This is a genomic window from Corynebacterium sp. MSK073, from assembly GCF_030232085.1.
In the GTDB taxonomy this organism is placed as follows: Bacteria; Actinomycetota; Actinomycetes; order Mycobacteriales; family Mycobacteriaceae; genus Corynebacterium.
Genome location: NZ_JASPIY010000003.1, coordinates 175,009 through 190,638 on the forward strand (window position 1 = coordinate 175,009; position 15,630 = coordinate 190,638).

Annotated in this window: 15 protein-coding genes, 1 tRNA gene and 1 pseudogene; 6 read left to right on the forward strand and 11 right to left on the reverse strand. The window is 61.4% G+C overall.

Features of this window, described 5'->3' with window-relative positions:
- Positions 1–61: 61 nt before the first annotated feature.
- Positions 62–134: transfer RNA gene (locus QP970_RS03305), tRNA-Lys, on the forward strand.
- A 100-nt stretch (positions 135–234) separates the two neighbouring features.
- Here the strand turns inward: QP970_RS03305 and QP970_RS03310 are convergent.
- The 5 genes from QP970_RS03310 to QP970_RS03330 all read right to left on the reverse strand — a co-directional run bounded on the left by QP970_RS03310 (position 235) and on the right by QP970_RS03330 (position 4,900).
- Complete coding sequence (locus tag QP970_RS03310; protein ID WP_284869593.1) at positions 235–996, reverse strand: ABC transporter ATP-binding protein; 762 nt, start codon at positions 994–996, stop codon at positions 235–237.
- The gene (locus QP970_RS03315; RefSeq protein WP_239269886.1) at positions 987–2,042 is read right to left on the reverse strand and encodes a FecCD family ABC transporter permease; all 1,056 of its coding nucleotides are present in this window, start codon (positions 2,040–2,042) and stop codon (positions 987–989) included. The genes QP970_RS03310 and QP970_RS03315 overlap by 10 nt, the downstream gene beginning before the upstream one ends.
- Complete coding sequence (locus QP970_RS03320; RefSeq protein ID WP_284869595.1) at positions 2,042–3,199, reverse strand: ABC transporter substrate-binding protein; 1,158 nt, start codon at positions 3,197–3,199, stop codon at positions 2,042–2,044. Before QP970_RS03320 ends, QP970_RS03315 begins: the two co-directional genes overlap by 1 nt.
- An 83-nt stretch (positions 3,200–3,282) precedes the next feature.
- Positions 3,283–4,560, reverse strand: a complete 1,278-nt coding sequence (locus tag QP970_RS03325) for a glutaminase (protein ID WP_284771619.1) — start codon at positions 4,558–4,560, stop codon at positions 3,283–3,285.
- A 61-nt stretch (positions 4,561–4,621) separates the two neighbouring features.
- The gene (locus QP970_RS03330; RefSeq protein WP_284771620.1) at positions 4,622–4,900 is read right to left on the reverse strand and encodes a DUF3618 domain-containing protein; all 279 of its coding nucleotides are present in this window, start codon (positions 4,898–4,900) and stop codon (positions 4,622–4,624) included.
- 97 nt (positions 4,901–4,997) lie between these two features.
- Here QP970_RS03330 and bcp point away from each other — a divergent pair, with 97 nt between their 5' ends.
- From bcp to QP970_RS03345, 3 genes are all read left to right on the forward strand, one after another.
- Positions 4,998–5,465, forward strand: a complete 468-nt coding sequence (bcp, locus tag QP970_RS03335; RefSeq protein ID WP_284771621.1) for a thioredoxin-dependent thiol peroxidase — start codon at positions 4,998–5,000, stop codon at positions 5,463–5,465.
- Positions 5,466–5,469: 4 nt separating this feature from the next.
- Positions 5,470–6,087: a TetR/AcrR family transcriptional regulator gene (locus QP970_RS03340; RefSeq protein WP_284771061.1), complete on the forward strand. Its 618-nt coding sequence runs from the start codon at positions 5,470–5,472 to the stop codon at positions 6,085–6,087.
- Between the two features lie 84 nt (positions 6,088–6,171).
- Positions 6,172–7,158 (forward strand): HNH endonuclease signature motif containing protein, encoded by a 987-nt coding sequence (locus QP970_RS03345; protein WP_284771623.1) that lies wholly within the window; start codon positions 6,172–6,174, stop codon positions 7,156–7,158.
- Positions 7,159–7,179: 21 nt separating this feature from the next.
- Here the strand turns inward: QP970_RS03345 and bioD are convergent, their stop codons facing one another.
- Both bioD and QP970_RS03355 read right to left on the reverse strand, forming a co-directional pair.
- Positions 7,180–7,854, reverse strand: coding sequence for a dethiobiotin synthase (gene bioD, locus QP970_RS03350; RefSeq protein WP_284771624.1), 675 nt, complete (start codon positions 7,852–7,854; stop codon positions 7,180–7,182).
- Positions 7,851–9,125 carry an adenosylmethionine--8-amino-7-oxononanoate transaminase gene (locus tag QP970_RS03355; RefSeq protein WP_284869644.1) on the reverse strand — a complete coding sequence of 425 codons (1,275 nt, stop codon included), beginning with the start codon at positions 9,123–9,125 and terminating at the stop codon, positions 7,851–7,853. The genes bioD and QP970_RS03355 overlap by 4 nt, the downstream gene beginning before the upstream one ends.
- Positions 9,126–9,166: 41 nt before the next feature.
- Here QP970_RS03355 and QP970_RS03360 point away from each other — a divergent pair, with 41 nt between their 5' ends.
- A complete protein-coding gene (locus QP970_RS03360; protein WP_284869598.1) occupies positions 9,167–10,561 on the forward strand; it encodes a peptide MFS transporter in 1,395 nt (464 codons plus the stop codon).
- Positions 10,562–10,565: 4 nt separating this feature from the next.
- On the opposite strand, the gene QP970_RS03365 is transcribed toward QP970_RS03360, so the two are convergent.
- Entirely contained in the window at positions 10,566–11,471 is a 906-nt protein-coding gene (locus tag QP970_RS03365) for an SPFH domain-containing protein (RefSeq protein ID WP_239269895.1), read from the reverse strand.
- 56 nt (positions 11,472–11,527) lie between these two features.
- Positions 11,528–12,676, reverse strand: a pseudogene (locus tag QP970_RS03370) (alpha/beta fold hydrolase); the annotation flags it as partial.
- 478 nt (positions 12,677–13,154) lie between these two features.
- On the opposite strand from QP970_RS03370, the gene QP970_RS03375 reads away from it, so the two are divergent.
- Entirely contained in the window at positions 13,155–14,354 is a 1,200-nt protein-coding gene (locus QP970_RS03375; RefSeq protein WP_284869599.1) for an IS30 family transposase, read from the forward strand.
- Positions 14,355–14,502: 148 nt separating this feature from the next.
- Here QP970_RS03375 and pflA read toward each other — a convergent pair whose 3' ends face one another.
- A complete protein-coding gene (gene pflA, locus QP970_RS03380) occupies positions 14,503–15,372 on the reverse strand; it encodes a pyruvate formate-lyase-activating protein (protein WP_284869600.1) in 870 nt (289 codons plus the stop codon).
- Between the two features lie 2 nt (positions 15,373–15,374).
- Positions 15,375–15,626 carry an autonomous glycyl radical cofactor GrcA2 gene (gene grcA2, locus QP970_RS03385; protein WP_255716700.1) on the reverse strand — a complete coding sequence of 84 codons (252 nt, stop codon included), beginning with the start codon at positions 15,624–15,626 and terminating at the stop codon, positions 15,375–15,377.
- Positions 15,627–15,630 lie beyond the last annotated feature (4 nt).

Consider the following 15,630-nt stretch of genomic DNA (forward strand, 5'->3'; position numbering starts at 1 on the left):
AACCGGGGTGCTAAAGTTTCTACTCGTTGCACAGAGAGCCACACGGCAGGACGTCAACACTGCGCCATTAGCTCAATTGGCAGAGCAACTGACTCTTAATCAGTGGGTTCGGGGTTCGATTCCCTGATGGCGCACAACAGTAAAATCGCGAGGCAAGCACCTCGCGATTTTTTCGTTTTCAAAGCTAGCAGTTCAAGGCTAGCAAAAAGGCCGAGCATCTCGCTCGGCCTTTGCTTATTTCACGCGTTGGGGCGCGACGACGGGAACACCGCGGTGCTCCACGATGTCCGGCTCTACCCCATAAACACTTTCCACCAGTTCGCGCGTGAGCACGTCTCCAGGCGTGCCCTGGGCACGAATACGGCCGGATTTGAGCACCACCAGCTGGTCGCACATGCGCGCGGCCAGGTTGATGTCGTGGATGGCCACCAGCCCCAGGCTGCCTTCGCGCCTAGCCTTCTCGCGCACCTCCTCGAGGACGAAGAACTGGCGATGCAGGTCGAGCGCGGACGTCGGCTCGTCCAAGAGCATCAGGCCGGGATTTCCCACCAGCATCTGCGCCACGGCGACAAGCTGACGCTGGCCGCCAGATAGCTCGTTGAGGTAGCGCGAGGCAATGGCGTCCAGCCCCATCGCGTGCAGCACCTCGCCGGTACGGGTAATAGGGTCCTCGCACGCTTCCCGACGCGCCGCGATCAGCACCGTCTCAAACGCCCGCAGCGCCGCGGTGCTGGGCAGATCCTGCGGGACGTAGCCAATCAGCTGGCGGCGGCGCTTGCCCCGCGGGCTTTCTCCTTCCACCAGGAAATCCACCTCGCCCTTGTACCCGCGGTGCACGCCGGCAAGGGACTTGATCAGAGTGGTTTTACCGGACGCGTTGGGACCTAAGAGGCCGACCAGTTGACCGCCTTGCAGCGTATCCACGTCTACCGCTTCGAGCACGGTGTGCTTGCCGTAGGCTGCGCTTATACCGCGCAGGGTAAGCTCTACGTCCACAGCGCCCTCCTTCGAGTCATCACGATGGCGATAAAGAACGGCACGCCCAAAAGCGAGGTCACAATACCAATCGGGATGGCCAGACCCGGCTTAATCATCAGGCTCGCCGCGTGCGCCGCGCACATCACGGCCGCGCCGGCAGCCATGGAAGCAGGCACGAAATAGCGCTGGTCCTCGCCCACCAGCATACGGGCGATGTGCGGGCCCACCAGACCGATAAAGCCGATGATGCCGGCAAAGGCCACCGTCGTTGCCGCCACGAGGGAGACCACGATGAGCACCACCACGCGTAGCCGCGCGGTATTAATGCCCATGGCGGCAGCGCGGGCATCGCCAAGCCGCAAGGCCGTAAGCCGCCACGACAGCGCCCACAAAATGGGCAGGGCAACCAGCAGCACACCCGCCAGCACGCCGTTGGCGGCCCAGTTCGCGCGCGTGAGCGACCCCATGGACCAAAAGACGATCTGCTGGAGCGCCTCGGCCGAAGACTGGTACTGGATAAGCGCGAGCATGGCCTGGAAGAAAAAGACCAAGCCAATGCCCAGCAGCACCATGGTCTCCGCTTTCGCACCCCGGATAATGGCCGCCACGACGATGATCGCCGTCGCCACCGCCGCAGACAACCACGCCACCAGCGCCAGGTTGAACTGCGGCTGGGTTAGCAGCTGCCACTTCAGCACGATGGAACTAGCACCGCCGAAGGCCGCCGCGGCGGAAATACCGAGGGTAAACGGCTCCGCCAGCGGGTTATTCAAGATGGTCTGCATCTCCGCGCCGGCCAGCGAGAGGCTGACGCCGATGAGCAGGGCCATGACGGCCATCGGCAAGCGCAGCTTCCACAGCACCGTATGCGTCTGGTCATCCAGGCTCGAGGGATTCACGATGCCCCTGATGACCTCGCCGGGGCTGATGTCGATGGCGCCGACGAAGTTGCTGACCACAAACGCCACCGCCGCAATAAGGCACAGGCCCGCGACGATGCTAATGCGCTGCCAGGTGAGCTTCTTGTGTTGCTGCGTCAGGGCAGCTACCTCCGCGCTCACCATTAATTCGTGCTAAAAAAGGTTCCCTCGCCTGCAACCGGCGAGTACTTTTCTTGCGCTTGCATCCACTGCTTGTCGATGTCCATATCCTCATACGCCTCCGGGTTGATCCATTCCGCGATCTGCAGCAGCGCTAGGTAGTTGAACGGCGAGTTGTAGAACTGGTGCCACATGCTGTGCAGTTTGTGGTCCTTGACCGCGCGCAGGTTCTCAAAACCGGGCTGGTGGCTCGGCAGCTTGGTAACGCTCGACTCCGCCTCATCTTCACCGATGCCATAGCCCACCGCGGCGTAGCCCTCATCGTCTTTCATTTCGGACCAATCGCCGCCGGTGGCAATCACCATGTCTGGGTCAGTCTCGAGGACCTTTTCTGGGGTCAGGGCACCGGATTCGCCTGGGATGATGCCGTCGGCCACGTTATCGCCGCCGGCGACGTTGACCAGCTGCGAGATATTGGAGTCATTCCACGAGCCACAGCAGTCCGAGACACCGGCCGCGCGCCAAACGAAGGTCTTGGGCTTGTCCTTTACCTTGTCCGCGCGCTCCTTGACCAGGTCCACGGTCTTTTGCCACTCTTTATTGAATTCCTTGGCGCGCTCTTCTTTGCCGAAGATCTCACCGAAGATTTCCATGGACTTGGTGGTGTTTTCCAGCGGCTTGGCGCGGAAATCGGTCACGGCGTACTTAAGGCCCGCCTGGTCCATCTTTTCGGTCAGGCCCGCCTCTTGCGAGGCATCGTACTGGTCCTTGGACAGCACGATGAGGTCTGGATCCAAGCTCACCAGGTTTTCCACGGTGACATCGCCTTTGGAGATAGCACCAACTTCCGGCAGTTCAGTGACCTTGGGCAGCTTTTCTTCCAAGACGTTGTAGTAGTCCGGCACGTTCTTCTTCAGGTCGGATCCGATGCCTACGACCTTATCCAGAGGATCCTCGGTATTGAGAATGCCGGTGGCGAAGATGGAGCGGCCCTCGCCTAACAGGACGCGCTCGGGGGCCTTGTCGAGTTCTACGTCGCGGCCCGCGAGGTCGGTGAAGGACAGGGCAGCATCGTCGCTGCCGCCGCCGTTGTTGGTTGTTTCTTCGGCGGTGCTGCAGCCTACAAGTGCGGTGGCGGAGGCCGCCACCACGGCCATTACCTTGGGGAATCTATATGCCATCTTGAGTCCTTGGTTAGTCGGATTCCTCGAATTGAGGATAAGTGCGAGCTTATCCTAGCTTAACCAAGTAAGGTGGACCAAACCTAAACTACCTCCTCGGCGATTGCGTAATCTTCCGGCTCGCCCTTGGGCACCTCAGTGCCGTCCGCCATGGTACGGTCCTCCAATTCGCCGTCCGGATCCACGATGGCGATATCGAAGCCGGCTTCGCGAATGCGCCGGAGGCCTTCCTTCAGCATGCGCCGGCCCATCCGGTTGGATCCGGTGATATGGGATAGCTCCAGCACCACCGTGCCTTCACCAAATTCGCATTCGGTGAGCTGATGCAAGATGGTCTCCGCCGCGTTGAAGTTGATAAGCCCCTGCAGGAAGATCACCGTGAGATCGTCCTCTGTCTCCATCCTGCGCACGGGATGCACGCCGTAGCGCTCATCCGTGGACATCAAGTGCAGCCCCATATCCTTCGAGAGCAAGGTCAAGGCATCCACCCCGCGGACGGAGTTGCCCTCTTTATTGAGCCGCGGCGAGAAGGTCGCGACCCCCAATTGGCCGGGCAGGGTACCCAGCAGGCCGCCCGAAACACCGGATTTCGCCGGGATACCAACCTCGGCCATCCATCGCCCAGCGCCGTCGTACATGCCCGCAGAGCTCATGACAGAAAGCGTCAGGCGGCAGACATCGGCATCGAGAATCTTCTCCCCCGTCACCGGCTGCGTGCCACCATTGGCCAGGGTGGCAGACATCACGGCGAGGTCACGCACCGTGACCTTAATCGAGCACTGCTCCACATAGGTCGAGACGGCATCGTGGGCCTCATCCTGGATGATGTCGTAATTGCGCAGCATATGCGCCAAAGATAGGTTCCTATCGGAGACCTGCAGCTCGGAATCGCGCACCTTTTCATCAATCTTCAACTCGCGGCCCGCCAGCCGCGAAAAGTAGCTGCGCAGCTGCTCCACGCGCTCGGCCGGATCCGAATCCACGCCGTTAATCAGCTGCGTTACCGCAATCGCTCCCGCATTGATCATCGGATTCACCGGCCGGTGGTCATAGCGGTTCAGCGAAAGCTCATTGAAGGCCTCGCCGGACGGCTCCATACCGACAATCTCGCGCACCGCATCCAAGCCGAGTTCCTGCAGCGCTAGGGCATACGCAAAGGGCTTTGACACGGACTGCAAGGTAAATTCCACCTCTGCATCGCCGGCTGAATACACGTGCCCCGTCGTGGTGCAGATGGCCACGCCGAGGTAGTCCGGTTCCGCCCTGGCGAGCTCGGGAATATAATCCGCCACCGCGCCGCTGCGGTTTCCTCGCACCTGGGTCAAAATTTCCTGCAAATAAAAAGGAATTGGAGTTTTCATCGCAATTTAGCATACGAAAAAAGCCCCCACGGCGCGCGTGGGGGGGGTACGGCAGGGAAAGCTAGTGGCGCTCAGACAGCAAGCGCTGCAATTCTTTCAGGTCGCTCTTGCGGCGGCGCGAGCGGAACACGGAATAGGCAATGAGCCCAGCGACGGCCGCGCCGATGCCACCGAGCACCAGCTGTACGTTGCGGTCCTGCAACTTTTCGGTGGCGGCGTTCTTGGCGTCATCGACGAGGTTTTGCGGCTTGCTGCGATCCGCAATTTCATCCAGGGTGCTAGCCAGCTGGCGCCGGGTGCGTTCGATATCGCGTTGAATATCTTCAATATTGCGTGCCACGGAATTCTCCTCTTAGCTTAAGTTTCGCTCTTAACGAGCTTATCTTACCGTGCAGGGCCTCCACCGCGCAGGCCGGGGAGCACGTAAAGTGGGGCCCATGACTGAAACTCGTTTGAACGTAGGAGATACCGCCCCCGCTTTTTCGCTTGCCGATGCCACCGGCAACACCGTGTCCCTGTCCGATTACGCAGGCCAGCGCGTGTTGGTGTACTTCTACCCGCGCGCCAATACGCCGGGCTGCACCAAGGAAGCCTGCGATTTTCGCGATTCCCTAGAAGAGCTCAATGGGCTCAATATCGCGGTGGTAGGCATCTCCCCCGATAAGCCCGAGTCACTGGCGAAGTTCCGCGATGATCACAATCTCAACTTCCCGCTGCTTTCTGATCCGGATAAGTCCGTCATGACCGCGTATGGCGCCTTCGGGGAGAAGAAGAACTACGGCAAGGTGGTCCAAGGCGTTATCCGTTCCACCTTCCTCGTGGAGCCGGATGGCACCATCGGCCAGACACACTACAACGTGAAGGCCACCGGGCACGTCGCGCGCGTGATGAAGGGCCTCGAGTAAGCCGGTGGAGGAAATCCTCGTTCCGCGGCGTCGGCCAGCGCAGGCGCGCAGCCGGGAGCGCTTTGCACGCATCGTACAGGCGGCGCGCGCCGTGCTTGTCGATGTCGGCTTCGAATCCTTCACCTTCGATGAAGTAGCCCACCGCGCCGAGGTTCCGATCGGCACGCTGTATCAATTCTTTGCCAATAAATACGTGCTCATCTGCGAGCTCGACCGGCAAGATACCGCCACCAGCCTGGCCGAAATCGAGCGCTTTTCGCGCCTCGTGCCGGCCCCGCAGTGGCCGGATGTCTTGGATGAATTCATCGACCACTTGGCGCGGATGTGGCGCGAGGACCCTTCCCGGCGTGCTGTTTGGCACGCCATCCAATCCACCCCGGCGACGCGGGCCACGGCCGCCGATACCGAGCTGCAGCTCTTGGAGCCACTCGCCGAGATCCTCCGCCCGCTGGCCACCGAGCACAGCGATGCGCAACGCATTGAGCTTGCACGCTTCCTTATCCACACCGTGGTCTCGCTGCTCAATTACGCCATTTCGGGCGATCCAGACAAGTTCGATTCCGTGGTCATGGAGCTAAAGCGCATGTTGATTTCGTATCTTTTTGCGGTGGCCGCAGGCTAAGTTTGTAGACGTTTATACAAGTTATCCACAGGCGGGCACTGGGCGCGATTGGCGCCGCAGCAGCGCGCGCCTAGATTTGCAGGCATGAACGCACTGCAGGCCTATGCCACCCAGATTTCCTCGGCGATGGATATCCTCGCCGAGGCCCACGGCATGCCTGAACGCGACCTCATCGAGCTCGGCCTGCCGGATGTCGAGGCCCGCGAGCTGCTCGCGCTGGCTGAAGTTTATTTCGGCACCACCTCCTTTAGCCGCAAGCAGCGCCTTGCCGCCGCAGGCGCGCGCCACCACGATTTGGTGACGCTGAAGCTCATCGAGAAGTACGCCACCCGCGCGGCCACCAAGCGCGCCGCATGGAACCTGCGCGTAGAACTGTGCCGACAACACGGCCCGGCCTCCGAGATTGCCCGGCTCGCTAAAAAGCGCCTGCGCGAATGGCGCCCGCGCCGCCGGCCGCCGCGCGAGGGCGTACAACTCCTGCGCCGCCCGGATGGCCCGTGGACGATGCGCATTACCGCGCCCTCGTCCTTCCTCGCGGATCTCGATTCCGCCCTCGACCCCGATAACCCACTCGCATCCTTCCGCGAACTCCTCCGCGGCGAGGGCGCTGCTACGGTACAGACCACGACGAACGTGATTATCCCGCTCAACGCGCTGGACCAAATTTTGGAAGGCGATGGCGACGAGGTCACGCTTCGGCTCACCAACGGCTCGACCATCACCGGCGCGCAGCTCGTCGAGCGCACCTTCAGCGAACACGGGCTAGCCACGCTTATCCACCCAGTGAAGGGCCCGGTCAACCTGTATCGGACCTCGCGCTTCGCCTCAGAAAAGCAGCGGCTGATGGCCGCCGCCGAAAACCCCACCTGCCCGTGGCCGCCGTGCAATCACCCGGCGGATAAGTCTCAGATCCACCACCTGCAGGCGTGGAAGCACGGCGGGATGACCAACGCGGAGAACCTCACGGTGTGCTGCCCGTACCACAACGGGGTGAACCAAGACGATCCGAACGCCCCTCCCCTGCGCGGCCGCCTTGCCCGGGTAAACGGCAAGGTCCGCTGGAGCCGCTAGCGCTGCCTCACCGAGGTAGCGCTACTCGGCGTGCGCAAGCAGCTCCGCGCACACATCACTGGGAAAGAGCTCTCTGGCCATCCGCGCGAAGTCCTCTCGGCCCAGCGCACCTGCGCCCTCTGGCACGCTGCCCCACAACCGGCAGCCCGTGACCGCCGGAAGCTCGTCCACGTTCAGCCGCGTCGCCAGATCTGGCCTCGCGGGCAAACTGCCGCCGATAAGCCCCATCGCGTTAATCCCGCGCCGCTGCGCCTCGCGGACGGTGAGCTCGGCGGCGTTGAGGCTGCCGAGGCCGAGGGAGGTGACGATGAGGAGGTTGGTGGCGACATCGGCAAGCGTGTAGTCGTCTGCCAAACGCACCAGCAAGCCGCCGGCGCCTTCCACCAGCACCACCCGGCCTGGTGCATCCAACCCTGCGATCCAGTCCCAGAGTTCCTCTTTGCTCGGTGGAATCATACCCGCCCGGCGCGCCGAAAGGTTCGGTGCCAGCGGCTCGGGAAAGCGCACCATCTCCGTGACCTCGACCCCGGCCAGGGCCCGCACCGTCGCCGCGTCACCGCTATTGTCCGGCTCGCCGGTCTGCAGGGGCTTGACATAGACAACCTCGCGCCCACTCTGGGCAAAGGCGCTAGCGAGCGCCGCCGTGGCTACCGTCTTTCCCACGTCGGTATTGGTGCCGGTGACAAAGATAATCATCGCTTTCCTCCTGCCACCGCAGCGCGCACACCGCGGCAAATCTGCGCAACTTCGTCCTCGGTGCTGATAAACGGCGGCATGGTGTAGATGAGGCGGCCGAACGGGCGCAGCCACACGCCCTGGTCCACCGCCGCGTCCGTAGCACCTGACATATCGACGTCGCGCTCCATCTCCACCACGCCGATAGCCCCCAGCACCCGCACGTCCGCCACGCCCGGCTCGTCCTCTAGTCCGGAAAGCCCGGCGCGCAGCTGCTTCTCGATGCCCGCAACCTGCCCCCGCCACCTGCCCTCCAGGATCATGGAGGTCGCCTCGGCAGATACCGCGCAAGCCAGCGGGTTGGCCATAAAGGTCGGGCCGTGCATAAGCGCGCGGGGGTGCATACCCTCGGCTACCCGGCCGGTGGCAAGCGTGGCGGCCATCGTCATGAAACCGCCGGTCATCGCCTTTCCCACGCACATGATATCCGGCACCACTTCCGCCCCCTGGGTGGTAAAGAGGTCCCCGGTGCGCCCAAATCCCGTGGCGATTTCATCCGCGATCAGCACGATTCCGTGGCGGTCGCAAATTTCGCGCGCCCCGCGCACCAACTCGTGGTCGTGGAAGCGCATGCCGCCGGCGCCTTGGACGACAGGCTCGATGATCAGGGCCGCGACCTCGTCGGTAATGCAGCCCTCCAATTCGCGCAGGTACTCCTCGCGCACCTTCTCGCTCGCCCCGCGCGTCGGCGGTGCCGGGGCGAAAACCTGCTGCACCAGGGTGCCGGTCCACATCGAGTGCATGCCGCCATCGGGATCGCACACGCTCATCGCTGCAAAGGTATCGCCGTGATAACCCGAGCGCCAGGTCAGCATCTTGGTGCGCTCCGGGTGGCCAATCCCCTGCTGGTATTGCAGGGCCATCTTGATGGCGACCTCCACCGAGACCGATCCCGAGTCCGCATAAAAGACCTGCGCGAAGTCGTGACACGTAAGCTCCATGAGATTGGCCGTCAGCCGCGCCGCCGGCTCGTGCGTGAGCCCGCCGAACATCACGTGGCTCATGCGATCGATCTGCTCCTTGGCGGCAGCGGTAAGCCGCGGATGGCTGTGGCCGTGGGCGGCGGCCCACCAGGAGGACATGGCGTCGATGAGCTGGGTGCCATCGGCAAGCGTGAGGTGGACGCCTGCGGCCGACACCACGACGCGCGTGGGCGCGCCGGGCTCGGCGTAGGGGTGCCAGATGTGGTGGGCATCGATTGTCGCTATGTCGTTAGTAGAAATATCCACCAAATTAGATCTAGCACACACTCTCGGCCGCTATAGTCCTTTTTATGAAAGTTCTTGAACGGCGTTCAATTCGCCGCGTACCCGTGGTTTTGCCGGCGGTTGCGGGCATCGAAATGTGGGAGCGCTTCAGCTTTTATGGCATGCAAGCCATCCTCGCGTACTACCTCTACTCCACCTCCGGCGGGCTCGGCATGGAGCAAACGCAGGCCACCGCGCTCGTCGGCGCCTACGGCAGCCTGCTCTATCTTTTCACGTTTGTGGGCGGCTGGGTCAGCGACCGCCTCTTGGGCGCCGAGCGCACCTTGCTTACCGGCGCTGGGCTGTTGGTGTGCGGACACTTTGCCCTTTCGTTTATCCCCGGCACCGCTGGGCTCATCATCGGGCTCTTGCCGCTCGCGCTTGGCTCGGGGCTGCTCAAGACCGCCGCGACAACGATTCTGGGCGCCGCCTTCCCCGCCGAGGCCGGCGCGCGCGACGGGGCCTTTCAGATTTTCTACCTCGGCATCAATGTCGGCGCGCTTTTTGGCCCCATGTTGACAGGCTGGCTAGCCGAGGAATACGGCTACCACGCCGGATTCTTCGCCGCAGCGGTGCTCATGTGCTGCGGGTGTGCCACCTACGGCGCGCTGCGGAAAAAGATAGATGTGCCATCGCGCCCGCCTCACCCCACCCAGGCCCCAGGCAAGGCGGGGCTGGTCGCGCTGGCGGCGCTCCTAGCCGGCGTGCTGCTCATTATCACCGTTTCTCCAGCAACGCTGACGGTGCTGCTTCTTATCGCCACGGTGGCGGCCGCGGCGGGGCTTTTTGCCAGCATGCTGCGATCCCCGCAGATTAGCGCAGACGAGCGACGCCGCATCCTGGATTTTATTCCGCTTTTCGCTTGCTCAACGGCCTACTGGACCCTGCAACCGCAAATCTACGGAGTCCTCGCGGTCTACTCGGATCAGCGCCTCAACCGATCCATCGGGGGATTCGAAATCCCGCCGGCGTGGACGCAATCGCTCAACCCGCTATTCATCCTCCTGCTCTCGCTACCCTTGGCCGCGGGCATGACGCGCTGGGCCAACTCGCGGCGCGCGCTCATGGGTTGCGGCATCATCTTCGCCGGCGCAGGCATGTTCCTCCTACTGCCCTTTGTGGGAGGCGGGGAAAATTCCACGCCGTTCCTGGTGCTAGCGGGCACCATCTTGTTCATGTCGCTCGGCGAGCTCTTCATCGGCCCGGTGGGCATGGCCGCATCCGCCGCCCACGCCCCGCGGGCATATGCCACCCGCTTTTCCGCGCTGTACTTCCTCACCATGGCCATCGGCACCTCGCTGGCTGGTTCGATGTCGCAGCTGTACGACCCTACCTCGGCATCTGCCGAAACGACCTACCTCATCATCATAGGCGGCGTCCCCGTCCTCCTGGGGCTGGTCCTCCTCCTGCGGCGCAGGTAGGCTCCTATCGCCCGGCTGACTCATCCAGGGCGCGGTCCGCCATGAGCACGTCGCGCATGCCGCTGAACAGGTCGCCCATGCCCTGCGGATTGGACGGCATGTAGAGCACGGAGGCTCGGCCGTTATTCGAGACATCGACCATCGCGTCGAGGTACTGCGATACCAGCATGAGGACCTCGGGGGATTCCTGGACCCCGGCATCGCGCAGTAGCTCGTACTGCTGGGCGATGCCCTCTACAATCTCCTTGCGCTGCTCGGCAACACCCCTACCCTGCAGCTTCTTTGCCTCCGCGGCACCCTCGGCTTCTTTGACCACGCGGATTTTTTCCGCCTCCGCCTGGGCGATGGCCGCCTCGCGCTCGCGCTGCGCCGCGTTAATGGAGTTCATGGACTCGCGCACGCGGGAATCCGGGCGAATATCGGTTACCAGCGTATTGACGAAGTTCCAGCCGTATTCGGCCATATTATCCCGCAGCGAGGCCGCCACGTTCTGCGCGATGGTGTCCTTGGAGGAAAAAGACTCGTCCAAGCCCATATTCGCCACCGACGAGCGCACATTATCTTGCACATAGGCCACGATCTGCTGCTCGTGGTTGGAGAGCATATAAAAGGCCTCGCGCTCGCGGCCCTCTACGACCTCGTACTGCACCGCGACCGGGATTTGGACGAAGACATTATCCTTCGTCTTGGTTTCTACCATCACGTCTAGCTGGCGCACCTGCAGCGAAATCTTATCGCGCACGCGGTCGATCCAGGGCATCTTGAAGTGCAAGCCCGCGTGGGCGACCGTCTGGAATTTACCCAAACGCTCCAAGATGGCCGCCTCGCGGGTACGCACGATGTAATAGCCATCAAATACGGTGGCGAGAATCAGCAAGATGATGATACCGATGATGATTAAGCTCAACATTTCCTCTCCCTAACTACGTATGTGAAATTAATTTTCGCACAGGCGGAAAGCGTTCGCTAGTGGTCATCGATAAGCGCAAAGAGCTTGCCCATCACCTCCGCGCCGTTCTCGCCGATGCCATTGTGCTGGTACTCATTCGTCACCCACGGCCGCAGATCGCCCAAGTGCGCGGCGGTGGCCAAAGATTCCTCCAGGGGAACGAAAATATCGTCGAGGTAGATGGCGGCGGCGGTGGTGGGGGCATCGGCAAGCGCATAAGGCGCAGTAAATTCCCGCTCCGCCAAGCCGTGCGCGCCCTCCTTGAAGGCCTGCAGCGCCGGGTCCTCGTCGAACTGCCACGGGAAAATATGCTCGCCGGTCAGCCAAGTGCCGGACTCGGCAAACTCTGGGAACTCCTCCCGCACGCGATGCGCCGCCCACTGCGTCGCCGCCTGCCCGCCGCTGCCGGCATAAATGGACTCGTGGATCGCCGCATAAAGCGGGGCCTCCGCAAAGCTCACGCGCTCGCCGATGCCCCACAGGAAATCATCCCGCAGCACCTTCTCTCCCCGCACGGTACGGAAGGGCTCTTCCAGGAGGTAGGCCAGGCCGTCGAACCCGGTGCCCCGCCCCAAATCGGTGCCAATGGTGCGAAAGCGCAGCGAGGACAGCCGCTCGCCGGTGTGCAGGCGTTCATCGGAATTATCAAGGTGGGCGATGATTTCCTCGATGCGGCGCCGCACCCAGGGGAACTCGCGGTAGAAACGCTCCTGGCGGGCCTTGAGCTTGCTAAAAGTCGTGCGGTAGAGGTGATCCGCACCCTGCAGCGTGGGGATGCCGCCGGTGAAAAACGCGTGCTTGACGGACTCGGGAGCCTGAGACAGGTACGCAGTGATGCAAAAGCCGCCGAAGGACTGGCCGAACAGGGACCAAGTCTCCAACCCCAGGTGTTCGCGGAGGCGCTCGGCATCGCGCACGATACTGTCCTGGCGCAATAAGGCCAGGTGTTCGGCGCTGCGCTCTTCTGCGGGGCTCAGCCTATCGATGCGGTGCGATCGCCCCGTGCCGCGCTGATCGAGGAGGATGACGCGGTAGCGCTCGAGCGCCTTGCCGATAAGCCCCGTCGGTTTGACCGGCCGTGGGGCCGGAAAACCTGGGCCTCCCTGCAGGTACAGCAGCGCCGGCAAGTCCTCGCCGCCTGGCGGGATGATTTCGCTTGAGTTCAGAGGGTCGTTGCAACACTTTCCCCTTTAGGAGGGTGTTGTTGTGCTTGGAGTTGTTGGCCCGTTTCATTCGTTGTCTGAGTCGGATCGTCGTGGCTTGGTGTCCATGGTTGGCAGTGGGCGTAGCGTTCGCTCGGCTGCTGGTGAGCTTGGCTGTCATTACGTGCATGCTTTGAATTTTTGCCATGCTCACGGAGTGCCAGTCATACATAAAGCCAAACGAGTTGATCCCCGCGGTAGCCAGGCTTTACAGCTTGTAGAACTAGTTAAAGGCGGACTCTCAGTACACCAAGCCGCCAAAACGTGTGGAATGCATCCCACCGCCGCGTATGCCGTTGCTACAGAAGCCGGGTGCCATATCCGGCTAACGAGGTATGCCCGGAAAGTCCGCCAAACACAGTTAAGGGTGGAATACTTACGCCTTCGGTTGGCGAGCTTGCCTGTTGGTGATGCTGGGGCTGGGGTAGGAATTGATCGTCGATTGTCTTTAGACTTCGAAAAAGGACTCATCAAATCCGGAGGACCACGTAAAGAGTTCATACCCGTCGGCGAGGACGCCACCACGTATAAAAGACTCATGAAAGCGCTGCGCCAACGCCATGACGTCATCGAATCTGGACGGCTTTGTGCCCCTGCCTTGCCTGGCGGTGTGGATCCGTATAAACGCATCAGTGATCGCTACATTTGCTTTGAAGAACGCGTAATTATCGCCGACCTTCTTCGTGAGCATGCACCGCTGCGGGAAATCGGTCGCCGTTTAGGGCGAAGTGCCTCGTCAATTCAGCGTGAAGTACGCAGAAACCACAGCGCCCAAGGCCCGTACCGTGCAGAAACCGCCCAGCTAAAGGCCTGTGCGCGTAGACTGCGGCCGAAAATACCGAAACTGCTAGCCAACAAAAGGCTATGGGACTATGTATGCGCACAATTGCGGGCACAATGGTCACCGGAGGAGATTTCCAATCGCCTGCCCATCGACTACCCCACGGATAAGGACATGCGCATTAGTCACGAAACGATTTATGACGCCTTTTATCTACAGTCCAAAGGACGACTCAAAGACCTTGGCCTGGACTTGCCTACCGGCAGAAAGAAACGCAAGAAACGCCACACACGCACCACCACACCGGCCCAGCAACGCTTCGTTGACGACATGATCCTCATCGACGACCGGCCAGAAGAGGTTACTGAACGTATTTTGCCAGGCCACTGGGAAGGCGACCTCATCCTTGGTAAAAATAACCAATCCGCGGTGATCACGTTAGTAGAACGCGTCAGCCGATTTGTTGTCCTTGGCCACCTGGCAGGCAGGCACACCAGCAAAGAAGTATTCACAGCCCTGCACAAGGCTGTCGCTGGAATCGATAAAGCACTCTGGTCATCAATTACCTGGGACCAAGGAAGCGAAATGGCAGGCCATAAAGCCTTTACCATGGCAACTGACATTCCCATCTACTTCTGCCATCCAGGATCACCGTGGGAACGCGGCAGCAACGAAAACACCAACGGCAGGCTCAGGAGAAACCTTCCCAAAAACAGCGACCTGTCCATCTACAGCGCCGAGGACCTGGAGATGATCGCCAACATTCACAACCACAAACCACGCAAAGCACTCAACTGGCGCACCCCAGCCGAAGTCATGACCAACGCCCTGACACAAACCGGTAGTATCACACCAAAATAACCATCATCGTTGCAACGACCCCTAGAATCCAAGTCGCGGGCATAGAGAGCAAAAGTCCCGCGCGGATTGTCATAATCCCACGGTACTTCCAGGGTGTGTTCAATAATATCGTGGCCGAAGCGGCGGTAGTGAGTCATGCCCACCCAGGTTAGTAAACCTCCAGGCCCTTCGCGCGGAACACGTCGCGGACTTTTTCCACGTCTTCCGTCTTCGGCGGCTTGGTATCTGCCAAGTGGTAGGTCATATCGAGCCCCTCCCACTTGTCCTTACCCATATTGTGGAAGGGCAGGACCTCGACGCGTTCTACATTGGACTTCCACCGCGCCACGATGGAGGCGACGTTTTCTACGTTCTCGGCCGAATCCGTCAGGCCCGGCACGACGACGAAGCGAATCCACACCGGCTTGCCTATCGCGTTGAGGCGGTCACCAAAATCGAGCGTGGGCTGCAGCTGGCGCCTCGTTACGCGCTGATAAGTTTCCTCATCGCCCGACTTCACGTCCAGCAGCACGAGGTCGATATTGTCTAGGTCTTCATCGCGCAAGCGCGAGCCCAAGAACCCAGAGGTATCGATGGTGGTGTGGATGCCGGCGTCGTGGACTTCCTTGAGCACACGCCGGGTAAACGCAATTTGGAAGAGGGGCTCACCACCGGAGATGGTCAGGCCGCCACCGGAAGCTTGGAAGATAGGCTTATAGCGCTTGATGCGTTTGACCACATCGTCGACCCGCTCCAAGGTGCCGGTCTTCATCTCCATGGTGTCCGGGTTATGGCAATACTGGCAGCGCAGGGGGCAGCCGGACATGAACATGGTCATGCGGGTGCCCGGGCCGTCGACGGCGGTTACCAGCTCCCAAGAGTGCACGAGGGCGATATCGCCGGTGCGGCGCGCCTCCATGAGCTCGGGGCGGGTAATCTCATCGAGTTCGTGGTCGGTTCCCAGGCCCGCGGCAACACCGCGAACGCGCTCGCCGGATTCCGGCGACAGGGTGACCACACCAGTAATGCCATCAGCCATGATTATGAACCCTGGTGGAAGGTGCGGGAGATGACGTCAAGCTGCTGCTCCTTGGTGAGCTTGACGAAGTTGACCGCATAGCCAGAGACGCGAACGGTGAGGTTCGGGTATTTCTCTGGGTGCTCGACGGCATCTTCCAGCGTGGACTTGTCCAGCACGTTGATGTTGGCGTGGTACAGGCCAGAGTTCATCTTGTGCTCGTCGCGGCTGGCCTTCATGTCTGAAAGGCGTTCTGCAAAGGTTGGGGTTGCCATGATG

Excerpts from the sequence above, each read along its gene's own strand:
- pflA (WP_284869600.1), bottom strand. The coding sequence starts at position 15,372 with ATGGCTGATGGCATTACTGGTGTGGTCACCCTGTCGCCGGAATCCGGC.
- bcp (WP_284771621.1), top strand. The coding sequence starts at position 4,998 with ATGACTGAAACTCGTTTGAACGTAGGAGATACCGCCCCCGCTTTTTCG.
- QP970_RS03360 (WP_284869598.1), top strand. The coding sequence starts at position 9,167 with ATGAAAGTTCTTGAACGGCGTTCAATTCGCCGCGTACCCGTGGTTTTG.
- QP970_RS03320 (WP_284869595.1), bottom strand. The coding sequence starts at position 3,199 with ATGGCATATAGATTCCCCAAGGTAATGGCCGTGGTGGCGGCCTCCGCC.
- QP970_RS03365 (WP_239269895.1), bottom strand. The coding sequence starts at position 11,471 with ATGTTGAGCTTAATCATCATCGGTATCATCATCTTGCTGATTCTCGCC.
- QP970_RS03325 (WP_284771619.1), bottom strand. The coding sequence starts at position 4,560 with ATGAAAACTCCAATTCCTTTTTATTTGCAGGAAATTTTGACCCAGGTG.
- QP970_RS03345 (WP_284771623.1), top strand. The coding sequence starts at position 6,172 with ATGAACGCACTGCAGGCCTATGCCACCCAGATTTCCTCGGCGATGGAT.
- grcA2 (WP_255716700.1), bottom strand. The coding sequence starts at position 15,626 with ATGGCAACCCCAACCTTTGCAGAACGCCTTTCAGACATGAAGGCCAGC.
- QP970_RS03315 (WP_239269886.1), bottom strand. The coding sequence starts at position 2,042 with ATGGTGAGCGCGGAGGTAGCTGCCCTGACGCAGCAACACAAGAAGCTC.
- bioD (WP_284771624.1), bottom strand. The coding sequence starts at position 7,854 with ATGATTATCTTTGTCACCGGCACCAATACCGACGTGGGAAAGACGGTA.